Origin of the sequence: Rhodococcus sp. CX, assembly GCF_015865005.1 — a bacterium.
Taxonomy (GTDB): Bacteria; Actinomycetota; Actinomycetes; order Mycobacteriales; family Mycobacteriaceae; genus Rhodococcus.
Genome location: NZ_JADZGH010000048.1, coordinates 8,855 through 19,633, shown reverse-complemented (window position 1 = coordinate 19,633; position 10,779 = coordinate 8,855). Strand labels below are relative to the sequence as shown.

Here is a 10,779-nt window from a genome sequence, read left to right as displayed (position 1 = left end):
ACCCCCACCTCGACCGCTACCCGCTCGCCGGGACGCACCGGACTCGGTGCTCCCGGCGAGCGGGTAGCGGTCGAGGTGGGGGTGATCGTCCAGGTACGCGGCGCCGTGTGCGGGAACGGTCGCGGGTTCGTCGACGGTGACCGCGGGACCGTCGAACGCGGCGGTGACCGCTGCGGCCAGCGCCGGAAGGGACGATGCGCCGCCGACGAGTACGAGCGCCTGCGGGGTGGCCGGGGCCGCGGCGCAGGTCCGGGCGGTGAACTCCGCGGCCTCACCGACCAGATCCGCGACCAGCTCGTCGAGTTCGGTGCGGGTGACCGTGACGGACACGCCCGGTCCGGCCTCGCCGATCTCGATGTGGGCGGTATCGCCGGCGGTGAGGGCTTCGAGGGCACCCAAGCAGCGCGCGGAAAGCAGTTCGTTGTCGACCGGCATGCGGGTGCGGACACCGTCCGTGGATCGGTGGACGTGGTCGAGGAGCCGTCCGGTGATCGTCTCGCCGCCGACTGCGTCGATGCGGTCGGTGTGCAGGATCCTGCCGTCGACCCGGTCGACGACCGACACACTCATCCCGGACGCGCCGACGTCGGCGATCGCGATCGCGCCGTCGGAGTCGGCGAGTCCGGTGGTGTGCAGGTAGGTGACGACCGCGGTCGTCTCCGGGATCAACCGGACGAGGCGGCCCTCCCGGTTCGCGGCGGCGCGGACGGAGTCGGCCTGTTCGGTGGTGCGGTAGGCGACCGTGACGACTTCGGGCGCCGGGATGTCGGCGATCTGCGTCGTCATCAGCGTGACCGCGTCGAAGACGAGGGCACCGAGGTCGCGATGATCGTGCGTGTCGGCTGTGAGTTCGCGGTATTCGGTGGTCCGGCCTTGCGGCGCGTCGATCACCAGCGCGGAACCCACCCCGGATGCTCCGGTGGAGATTCCCAGCGACGTGCGCATTGTTTACCTTCCGAGCGTGACCGGAGGCCAAGGAGCTCGTGTGCACCTCGATCGGTCACCGTATGGTCACGCTTCGTGTCTCTGTTATCCGAACGTAACAGAAGGACGGTACGACGCGCCGAGTACGAGTAAGCGCCCGGAAGCCTTGAGTGCTGGCACTCGCATGTATAGAGTGCTAGTGACACCGAGCGTCGGCCCGGCACCCGCGACGACGGGACCTCGCGCGGAGTCTGTGGTGACTGAACGAATCCGAGTCCGGGAGCACAAGTTTCCGGACCCAAGTACCCCTGAAAGTGGAGGGCTCATCGTGGCGAGCGTGAACATCAAGCCGCTCGAGGACAAGATCCTCGTCCAGGCCAACGAGGCCGAGACGACGACTGCCTCCGGCCTCGTCATTCCGGACACGGCGAAGGAGAAGCCCCAGGAGGGCACCGTCGTCGCCGTCGGCCCCGGCCGCTGGGACGAGGATGGCGACAAGCGCATCCCCCTGGATGTCAAGGAAGGCGACGTCGTCATCTACAGCAAGTACGGCGGAACCGAGATCAAGTACGCAGGCCAGGAGTACCTGATCCTGTCGGCTCGCGACGTGCTGGCCGTCGTCGCCAAGTAAGCCGCGTGCATTCCGCCCCGGAGTTCCTCAACGGACCCGGGGCGGAGTCCGTTCCGGAGAAATTCGACAGGAGTAGTCGGAGAACATGTCCAAGCAAATCGAGTTCAACGAGACCGCGCGGCGCGCGCTCGAGCGTGGCGTCGACCGCCTCGCCGACGCCGTCAAGGTCACGCTCGGCCCGCGCGGGCGGCACGTCGTGCTCGCCAAGGCGTTCGGCGGTCCGACCGTCACCAACGACGGTGTGAGCATCGCCCGCGAGATCGAGCTGGAGGATCCGTTCGAGAACCTCGGTGCCCAGCTCGTCAAGAGCGTCGCCACGAAGACCAACGACGTCGCCGGTGACGGCACCACCACCGCGACCGTCCTCGCCCAGGCCCTGGTCAAGGCCGGCCTGAGGAACGTCGCCGCGGGTGCCAACCCGATCGCGCTCGGCGCGGGTATCGCGAAGGGCGCCGACAAGGTCACGGAGGCGCTGCTCGCGCTCGCGACCCCGGTGCAGGGCAAGGAGGCCATTGCGCAGGTCGCGACGGTTTCGTCCCGCGACGAGGAGATCGGTGCGCTGGTCGGCGAGGCCCTCAGCACCGTCGGCGAGAACGGTGTCGTCACGGTCGAGGAATCCTCGACCCTGCACACCGAACTGGTCGTCACCGAGGGCGTTCAGTTCGACAAGGGCTACCTGTCGCCGTACTTCATCACCGACGTCGACGCTCAGCAGGCGGTTCTCGAGGACGCGCTGGTGCTGCTCTACCGCGAGAAGATCAGCTCGCTGCCGGACTTCCTGCCGCTGCTCGAGAAGATCGCCGAGTCCGGCAAGCCGGTCCTGATCATCGCCGAGGACATCGAGGGCGAGGCACTGTCGACGCTGGTCGTCAACGCGATCCGCAAGACCCTCAAGGCCGTTGCCGTCAAGGCGCCGTACTTCGGCGACCGCCGCAAGGCGTTCCTGGAGGACCTCGCCGTCGTCACCGCGGGCACCGTCATCAATTCCGATCTCGGCCTGACTCTCAAGGAAGCCGGGCTCGAGCTGCTCGGTTCCGCCCGCCGTGTCGTGGTGAGCAAGGACAACACCACGATCGTCGACGGTGCCGGCACCCCCGAGGCCATCGAGGAGCGCGCCGCCCAGCTGCGCCGTGAAATCGAGGCAACGGACTCGGACTGGGATCGGGAGAAGCTCGAAGAGCGCCTGGCCAAGCTCGCCGGCGGCGTTGCCGTCATCAAGGTCGGGGCGGCCACCGAGACCGACCTCAAGGAGCGCAAGTTCCGGGTCGAGGACGCGGTGAACGCCGCCAAGGCCGCCGTCGAGGAGGGCATCGTCCCCGGTGGTGGTTCGGCACTGGTGCAGGCGTCGCTCGAGCTCGCCGAGCTCGAGGCGTCTCTGTCGGGTGACGAGGCCACCGGTGTCGCCGTTCTGCGGACGGCGCTGTCGGCACCGCTGTTCTGGATCGCGGCCAACGCGGGGCTCGACGGCTCCGTCGTGATCTCCAAGGTCGCCGAGAGTCCGAAGGGTCACGGGTTCAACGCCGCGACGCTCACCTACGGCGACCTGCTCGCCGACGGTGTCGTCGACCCGGTCAAGGTGACGCGTTCGGCGGTCGTCAACGCCTCGTCCGTCGCCCGCATGGTGCTCACCACCGAGAGCGCGGTCGTCGACAAGCCCGAGGAGGCTGCCGACGCCGGCCACGGTCACGGTCACGCCCACTAGGCGACCGACACAGGTCACGCGATAGACACGAAGCCCCGCCCGGGACTCCCGGGCGGGGCTTCGTCGTCTGGTTCGAAACAGTCAAACAGCGATCTTGCGGCGCCTGTGTCGTGCGTACATCTCGCGCTCGGTCTCGGACATTCCTCCCCAGATGCCGTATGGCTCGGCGACATTGAGAGCATGCTCCCGGCACTGGGCGATCACCGGGCAGGCTCGGCACATCTCCTTGGCGCGGCTCTCCCGCTGGGCGCGAGCGCGTCCGCGCTCACCGTCCGGGTGGAAGAACATCGAGGAGTCCACGCCGCGACACAGGCCGTGCATCTGCCAATCCCAGATGTCCGCGTTGGGTCCGGGGAGGTGATGTGGTGCAGGCATGGTGGCACTCCTTTGCAGCATGCTCGCGTTGGTGCGAGCGGACCGTGGCCGGGAACCGCGTCCCGGCCGAGCATTCTTTCGAACACGGCCACCGTAAAAGCGCGGTGCAAATCACGTCAATACTTCCGTGACGTGGGAAATTCCATATCGCTCATCGCGAGAATTAACCTGCGAAATGTTTACTTCGGGGTCGATTCATGATTGGCTGTCGTTCGGCTCTGGCCTGCTGCGATGTCCTGGATGACCCCGGCAATTCCTCCGATGTGCCGTTCACCTGCTGTTTTGTAGGCCGTCCCGTTCTTCCGGCCGCCGCTTCGGCCGCATCTTCCGTGAAATCCCGAGTCCGGCAGCGTACATGCACCCTGTTTGAAATTAACGGACTGTAAACGGCCGACGAATGGCGCACGAAGACCGGAATTCGCAGTCGATATATTTGCGCTCCCGGTGCTTGTTTCTCGCCCGTAGGGGACCGGGGATGTCCGGTCGCGACGATGATGCAATGATTTCGGCGTGTCCGCGACCGTTGCATCTGCGCGCCCGTCCGCTGTCCCCGCCGAGGACGCACTCTCCGCCGAGGATGCGGTCCTGACGGCTGCGGCGTTCGGGGACAGGCCGGGCACGAGTCCGCTGCCTGCCGCGACCGATCCTTACCGGCGATGGCTCCGCGCGGTCGCTCTGGGCGGCCAGGGCTTCTACAGCGGTGCCCGGGCGGAACTGGCGCGACTGCAACGCGAGGTCACGGAAGGCCCCCTGGCGTCCCTCGCGGCGAGCACCGAGGCCTCGCTGTTACGTCAGCTCGGATGGCACCGGCAGGCCGCGACGCACGACGGTCGCGCGTTCGCTCTGGCCCGCGCGGCCGTTCCGCGGCTTCCGGAGGACACGACCCGCATCGTCGAAGCGCAGTGCGATGCCCTGACCGGCCTGGCCGCCGATGCGCTCGGGTGCGGCCGCCTCGACCTGTCGCGGCGGCTGCTCGCACAGTGCGCGGACCTGCTGAGGGCCGCCGGGGACGACGCCGCTGCCGGGACCTTCTGGCGGCAGCGGATCAGGCTGCACTGGGTGACGGCGGAAACCGCGCTGGCCTCCGGCGATTTCGGGACCGCGAAGCAGCACGCCGCGCAGGCCTCCGCCCTGGCCGACCGGAGCCCGTCCGTGCGGCACCGGGTGAAATCCGACCTCCTGCGCGCGGCGTCGGCGACCGGCGACCCCGACCTCGGGCCGGCGCGTGTGCTCGCCGCCGGCGTGTCCGAGCGTTGCGCGGAACACGGCCTGGTGCCGCTGCGCTGGGCGGCGGCGATGCTGGCACACGGAATCGGTGCCGTGCCCGGCGCAGATCACGTGCGGGACGAATGTGCCCAGGTCGTGACCTGTCGCGGAGGCCGGTTCGCGACGATCCGAAACTAGTTCTGCCAGGGCGAATCGGAGTTGTCCGGGCATGTCGTTAGGCTGGTGGCGTTCCACCGTCAGTGGAAGCACTCCCGGGCGGGGACGTGCCACTTGTAACACCAGGACATACGCAATCGATGACTGTTATGGGTGAGGAGTTGGACTCGGCAGTCGCTGCGGCTTCGCAAGGCGATCGGGCTGCCCTCGCCCAGGTTCTCGCAAGCATCCGACCCCTGGTCGTGCGGTACTGCCGGGCAAGGGTCGGGTCTGCGGAGCGCGGCCAGCACTCCGCGGACGACGTGGCGCAGGAGGTATGCCTGGCTGTGATGACGGCGCTGCCGCGATACCAGGACCAAGGACGGCCCTTCATGGCGTTCGTCTACGGGATCGCAGCGCACAAGGTCGCCGACGCGCATCGGAGTACCGCCCGTAATCGGTCGGACCCGGTCGCTGACGTTCCCGAAGTGATGTCGCTGGAAGACAGCCCGGAAGAACATGCGCTCAACGCGGAGATGAGCCGGCAGATGAAAGACCTGCTCGGAACGCTCCCGGAGAAGCAACGCGAGATCCTGATCATGCGGTTGGTGGTGGGGTTGTCGGCGGAGGAGACGGCAGCCGCAGTTGGAAGTACGGCGGGGGCCGTTCGAGTGGCTCAACACCGAGCCATCGCCCGACTCAAGAAGGAAGTGACGAGAGCAGGTGAGAGGAATGGGTAGGAAGCGCGGTGACGACGACTTCCACGCTGATCTCGCCGACGACGGCACCCCGGTGGACATCGCGGCCGTGCGTCGTGATGATGCCCTCATCGACGCGATCTCCGGTGACGGTCCGGTAACGACGGAATCGGCCGAAGAGTACGAACTTGCCACGCTGCTGGCGGGATGGCGCGCGGAGATCCTCTCCGAGCCGTTACCGGCCGGCCCCGATCTCGACGAGATCGTCGCCGCGGTCCATCGTGAAATCGATGCCCGCGATGCCGAGACGGCCGGTCGAGCGCGCTCCCGCACCCAGCTTCGCCTGCTGCGCCCTATCGCCGGAGCCGCTGCCCTCGTCGCGATAGCTGTCGGCGGTGCGGCGGCCGTGTCCTACGGCGCCGAACCGGGTGACCCGCTCTGGGGCGTCAAGGAAGTCGTTTTCAGCGAGCAGGCGCAGAGCACCGTCGCGCGGATCGATACGACGTCGAGTCTCGAGCAGGCCGAGCGTGCACTCGCCGCCGGCGACACCGAGGTCGCCAAGCAACTGCTCGAATCGGCGCAGGTCCGATCCAGCGATGTCGTCGACGCCGGTCAACGGGACGAACTGGGCGACTGGCTGCAGCGACTGTCGGACGAACTGAGCAAGCTCGTGCCGGTCCCGCTGCCGGGTCTGCCGGTACCGGCACCGGCACCGGCCCCGGTCCCCGCGCCGGTGCCACCGGCGACGGTCCCACAGTCCGACGCCGCGGTGCCTCCGCAGACACCCGGCACGACAGGGCAGGGAACCCCGTCGGGCACCCCCTCGGACGCCGCGACGCAACCGTCCCCATCCCCGTCCTCGTCGCCCGACCCGACGATCCTGAACCAGCCGACGACGCAGCCGTCGGTGCCGACGGTCGAGCCGAGCACTCGCCCGACGACCACGCAGCCGCAGACGCAGCCGCCGCCGAGCACCCAGCCGAGCACGCAGCCGCAGACGCCGTCCACCACGAATCCGCCCACCACGACCGCGTCGGCCTCGGCATCGACGACGTCTCTCGAGCAGCAGTCGATCAGCGCGCCGGTGGGTACACCGGGTACGCGCTCGGAAGAGACCACGGAAGTGCCCTGACGGTCACCTCGACGTGAAACGCGGCGCCGGCACACTCTCGGGTGTGCCGGCGCCGCGTTTCGTCGTGTTCGGGTGACGTGCTCAGGAATCGAAGCCGTACGGGTCCGCGGGAAGTGCCTCGTTCATCGACGCATCCGCATACCCGCGGCAGTAGTCCCACGTCACGTACGCCTCGGGCGAGGGATCGTATGCGGGCTCGTGCGGCCGGACCGTCCCGTCCACGAGGAGCTGCAGCAGGTTCGCGCGCAGCATGTCCCAGTCGTGGTAGTGGTCCTGGTGGCAGTCCTCACAGCAGACGACGAGACCGCGGACCCCACGCGGGGCCAGCAGTGCCTCGTAGACGGCGAGGTCCGCAAGGTCCTCTTCGACCGCCAACCGCTCCGAGGGGTCCAGCGGCTGACCCGGCTCGATCGCGTCCAGCGCGGCCGACGGGTCGTCGGGATCTCCGGCGAAGGGGTCCGGTGGAAGACCCGGAGGTAACTGATCACGCACGACACCCACGGTACGCAGTGCGGTGGGGTCTGCGCCAGCCGTAGCGGTGGACACGCCGACGAACAGGGCCCTGTGGTCCTTGTGGAGCGGGGCCGCCGGCCCCGGGCAAGGGTGCGGGCTGCGGCAGTGCGGATTGCGGCAAACGATACGATGGGGAGGTGAGCGTACCGGCTGCCTCGGACCGCCCGGGGAATATTCGTACCGCTCACGACATTGTTGGTCACGGCATTGCTGCTCACGACGCCGGCGCCTCGTCGCCGCTCCGTCGTCCGCGACAGCGTCGTTTCACGCTCAGAAACCTGTCGGGCCGGAAATCGTCCGGACCCGCACCGTATCGACTGGCATGGAGGGTCCGAACCGCATGAGTAGTACCGGAGGGCACGTGCACACCGGCGGCGACGACCCGAACAAGGTCGCGATGCTGGGCCTGACCTTCGACGACGTGCTGCTGCTCCCCGCGGCGTCCGATGTCGTCCCGAGCCAGGTGGACACGTCGAGCCAGTTGACGCGCGAGATCCGCCTGCGCATCCCGCTGGTCAGTTCCGCGATGGACACCGTCACAGAGTCGCGCATGGCGATCGCCATGGCCCGTGCCGGCGGCATGGGTGTGCTGCACCGCAACATGTCCGCAGAGGTCCAGGCCGCGCAGGTCGAGACCGTCAAGCGTTCCGAGGCCGGCATGGTCACCGACCCGGTCACCTGCAAGCCGACCGACACCCTCGCCGAGGTGGACGCCATGTGCGCCCGCTTCCGGATCTCGGGTCTGCCGGTCACCGACGACGACGGCCTGCTCGTCGGCATCATCACCAACCGCGACATGCGGTTCGAGGTCGACCAGAACCGGCCGGTCGCCGAGGTCATGACCAAGGCACCGCTCGTCACCGCACGCGAAGGGGTCAGTGCCGAGGCCGCGCTGGGGCTGCTGCGCCGTCACAAGATCGAGAAGCTCCCGATCGTCGACGGACAGGGCAAGCTCACCGGTCTCATCACCGTCAAGGACTTCGTCAAGACCGAGCAGCACCCGAACGCCACCAAGGACCGCGACGGCCGCCTGCTGGTCGGCGCGGCCGTCGGTGTCGGCGACGACTCGTGGACCCGCGCGATGCTGCTGACGGACGCCGGCGTCGACGTTCTCGTCGTCGACAGTGCCCACGGTCACTCGGCCGGCGTGCTGTCGATGATCTCCAAGCTCAAGGCGGAGGTCGGCGACCGCGTCCAGATCATCGGCGGCAACGTCGCGACCCGCGCCGGGGCGGCTGCCCTCATCGAGGCGGGCGTCGACGCGGTCAAGGTCGGTGTCGGACCCGGCTCGATCTGCACCACCCGTGTCATCGCCGGTGTCGGCGCACCCCAGATCACCGCGATCCTCGAGGCCACCGCTGCGGCCGCACCGCACGGCATCCCCGTGATCGCCGACGGTGGCCTGCAGTTCTCCGGCGACGTCGCGAAGGCCCTCGCGGCCGGTGCGTCGACGGCGATGCTCGGTTCGCTGCTCGCCGGCACGGCCGAGTCCCCCGGTGAGCTGATCCTCGTCAACGGCAAGCAGTTCAAGAGCTACCGCGGAATGGGTTCGCTGGGCGCGATGCAGTCGCGTGGCGAGGCCAAGTCGTATTCGAAGGACCGGTACTTCCAGGACGACGTCCTCTCCGAGGACAAGCTGGTCCCCGAGGGTATCGAGGGCCGGGTCCCGTTCCGTGGCCCGCTGCAGCAGGTCACCCACCAGCTCATCGGCGGCCTGCGGGCGGCGATGGGATACACCGGGGCGGCCACGATCGAGCAGCTGCAGTCGGCGCAGTTCGTGCAGATCACCGCTGCAGGGCTCAAGGAGAGCCACCCGCACGACATCACGATCACCGCGGAGGCACCGAACTACGCGGCCCGGTAGCCGCACGTTCGAATCACGCCGGTCGGTTCTCCCGTCTCGTCCGCGAGGGGAGAACCGGCCTCACACGAGAAAGGGGCGCGCGTGCGCGACCTCGTTGAAATCGGCATGGGCCGCACCGCCCGGCGCACCTACGAGCTGGACGACATCGACATCGTGCCGTCCCGCCGGACGCGGTCTTCCAAGGAGGTGTCGACGGCCTGGCAGATCGATGCCTACCGATTCGACATCCCGGTGCTCGCGCATCCCACCGACGCGCTGGTCTCGCCGAAGTTCGCCGTCGAGCTCGGCAAGGCCGGCGGTCTGGGCGTCATCAACGGTGAAGGTCTGTGGGGCCGGCACGAGGACGTCGAGTCGGAGATCACCAAGCTCGTCGAGCTCGCCGAGACGAACCCGGATCCCAGCGCCGCGGTGGCCTACCTGCAGAAGCTGCACGCGGCTCCGCTGCGCCCCGAGCTGCTCGCCGCGGCGGTCGGTGAGGTGCGGGACGCGGGCGTGACGACGGCGGTGCGGGTCAGCCCCCAGAATGCGCGTGCGCTGACCCCCGACCTGATCAAGGCGGGCATCGACCTGCTGGTCATCCAGGGAACGATCATCTCCGCCGAGCACGTCGCGCACGGCGAGGACGAGCCGCTCAACCTCAAGACGTTCATCTCCGAGCTGGACGTGCCGGTCGTGGCCGGCGGTGTGAGCGATCACCGCACGGCTCTGCACCTGATGCGTACCGGCGCGGCCGGTGTCATCGTCGGCTACGGCTCGACGGCCGGTGCCACGACCACCAGCAGCGCTCTCGGCATCGGGATCCCGATGGCCACCGCGATCGCGGACGCCGCCGCGGCCCGTCGCGACTACCTGGACGAAACCGGTGGCCGCTACGTGCACGTCATCGCGGACGGTGACATCGAGACCGCCGGTGACCTGGCGAAGGCCATCGCGTGCGGTGCCGACGCGGCCGTGCTCGGTGCGCCGCTGGCGGTGTCCGCCGAGGCGCCCGGTCGCGGCTGGTACTGGCCGTCCGTCGCGGCGCACCCGTCCATGCCGCGTGGGTCCGTGTTGCAGGTCGAGGTCGACGACGAGCGTCCCGGCCTGGACCGGGTGCTGGGCGGGCCGTCGGACGACCCGTACGGTTCGCTGAACCTCGTCGGCGGGCTGCGCCGGGCGATGGCGAAGTCCGGTTACTCGGACCTCAAGGAATTCCAGAAGGTGGGTCTGTCGGTTCGCGCCTGACAGGTTTCTCCGCTTCCGGTGGCCGGATGTCGGATCGGTTCGTGTGTCACGGGCCGACTCGGCGTCCGGCCGTCGTCGTTCACGGGAGCAGCGCGGCCGCCGACCTGCGGTTTCCGCTACGCGCGGTAACAGTTAGGTAATCCTTGTGGCAGCTGTCACAGACCCGGGGTGCATACTGGCGAGTAACAACCAGTTTCACGGGTGGAGGTACTCCGATGGGTAGGCAGCGCGCGACGGACTACGACGTCCTCATCGTCGGCTCGGGCTTCGGTGGCAGCGTCACGGCGCTGCGGCTCGTGGAGAAGGGCTACCGGGTCGGTGTTCTCGAAGCGGGCCGGCGGTACGCGGACGCGG

The 10,779-nt window shown here is 68.7% G+C and carries 11 protein-coding genes; 8 read left to right on the top strand and 3 right to left on the bottom strand.

All coding sequences use genetic code 11. From position 1 onward, the window contains the following. Nucleotides 1-945, bottom strand: a 945-nt coding sequence (locus I0Q12_RS04850; RefSeq protein WP_197250870.1) for an Hsp70 family protein, incomplete at its 3' end; no start/stop codon positions are given. 307 nt (nt 946-1,252) lie between these two features. Here I0Q12_RS04850 and groES point away from each other — a divergent pair. Continuing rightward, the gene (gene groES, locus I0Q12_RS04845) at nt 1,253-1,555 is read left to right on the top strand and encodes a co-chaperone GroES (protein ID WP_068154369.1); all 303 of its coding nucleotides are present in this window, start codon (nt 1,253-1,255) and stop codon (nt 1,553-1,555) included. 85 nt (nt 1,556-1,640) lie between these two features. Further along, the gene (gene groL, locus I0Q12_RS04840) at nt 1,641-3,257 is read left to right on the top strand and encodes a chaperonin GroEL (RefSeq protein WP_197250869.1); all 1,617 of its coding nucleotides are present in this window, start codon (nt 1,641-1,643) and stop codon (nt 3,255-3,257) included. An 81-nt stretch (nt 3,258-3,338) separates the two neighbouring features. Here groL and I0Q12_RS04835 read toward each other — a convergent pair whose 3' ends face one another. Continuing rightward, nucleotides 3,339-3,632, bottom strand: a complete 294-nt coding sequence (locus I0Q12_RS04835) for a WhiB family transcriptional regulator (RefSeq protein WP_197250868.1) — start codon at nt 3,630-3,632, stop codon at nt 3,339-3,341. Between the two features lie 510 nt (nt 3,633-4,142). Between I0Q12_RS04835 and I0Q12_RS04830 the strand changes: the two genes are divergently transcribed. The 3 genes from I0Q12_RS04830 to I0Q12_RS04820 all read left to right on the top strand — a co-directional run bounded on the left by I0Q12_RS04830 (nt 4,143) and on the right by I0Q12_RS04820 (nt 6,824). Beyond that, complete coding sequence (locus I0Q12_RS04830) at nt 4,143-5,036, top strand: hypothetical protein (RefSeq protein ID WP_374068571.1); 894 nt, start codon at nt 4,143-4,145, stop codon at nt 5,034-5,036. A 119-nt stretch (nt 5,037-5,155) separates the two neighbouring features. Beyond that, nucleotides 5,156-5,734, top strand: a complete 579-nt coding sequence (locus I0Q12_RS04825) for a sigma-70 family RNA polymerase sigma factor (RefSeq protein WP_197250872.1) — start codon at nt 5,156-5,158, stop codon at nt 5,732-5,734. Beyond that, complete coding sequence (locus I0Q12_RS04820; protein WP_197250867.1) at nt 5,727-6,824, top strand: anti-sigma-D factor RsdA; 1,098 nt, start codon at nt 5,727-5,729, stop codon at nt 6,822-6,824. Before I0Q12_RS04825 ends, I0Q12_RS04820 begins: the two co-directional genes overlap by 8 nt. Before the next feature lie 81 nt (nt 6,825-6,905). Here the strand turns inward: I0Q12_RS04820 and I0Q12_RS04815 are convergent, their stop codons facing one another. Beyond that, complete coding sequence (locus tag I0Q12_RS04815; RefSeq protein WP_197250866.1) at nt 6,906-7,316, bottom strand: DUF5319 domain-containing protein; 411 nt, start codon at nt 7,314-7,316, stop codon at nt 6,906-6,908. Between the two features lie 361 nt (nt 7,317-7,677). Here I0Q12_RS04815 and guaB point away from each other — a divergent pair, with 361 nt between their 5' ends. The 3 genes from guaB to I0Q12_RS31995 form a co-directional block, all read left to right on the top strand. Further along, the gene (guaB, locus tag I0Q12_RS04810; protein WP_197250865.1) at nt 7,678-9,201 is read left to right on the top strand and encodes an IMP dehydrogenase; all 1,524 of its coding nucleotides are present in this window, start codon (nt 7,678-7,680) and stop codon (nt 9,199-9,201) included. Nucleotides 9,202-9,282: 81 nt separating this feature from the next. Beyond that, a complete protein-coding gene (locus tag I0Q12_RS04805) occupies nt 9,283-10,425 on the top strand; it encodes a GuaB3 family IMP dehydrogenase-related protein (protein WP_197250864.1) in 1,143 nt (380 codons plus the stop codon). Nucleotides 10,426-10,640: 215 nt separating this feature from the next. Further along, nucleotides 10,641-10,779 (top strand): FAD-dependent oxidoreductase (locus I0Q12_RS31995; RefSeq protein WP_231610018.1); only part of this gene is annotated, 139 nt, incomplete at its 3' end.

Excerpts from the sequence above, each read along its gene's own strand:
- I0Q12_RS04835 (WP_197250868.1), bottom strand. The coding sequence starts at position 3,632 with ATGCCTGCACCACATCACCTCCCCGGACCCAACGCGGACATCTGGGAT.
- guaB (WP_197250865.1), top strand. The coding sequence starts at position 7,678 with ATGAGTAGTACCGGAGGGCACGTGCACACCGGCGGCGACGACCCGAAC.
- I0Q12_RS04820 (WP_197250867.1), top strand. The coding sequence starts at position 5,727 with ATGGGTAGGAAGCGCGGTGACGACGACTTCCACGCTGATCTCGCCGAC.
- I0Q12_RS04825 (WP_197250872.1), top strand. The coding sequence starts at position 5,156 with ATGACTGTTATGGGTGAGGAGTTGGACTCGGCAGTCGCTGCGGCTTCG.
- groL (WP_197250869.1), top strand. The coding sequence starts at position 1,641 with ATGTCCAAGCAAATCGAGTTCAACGAGACCGCGCGGCGCGCGCTCGAG.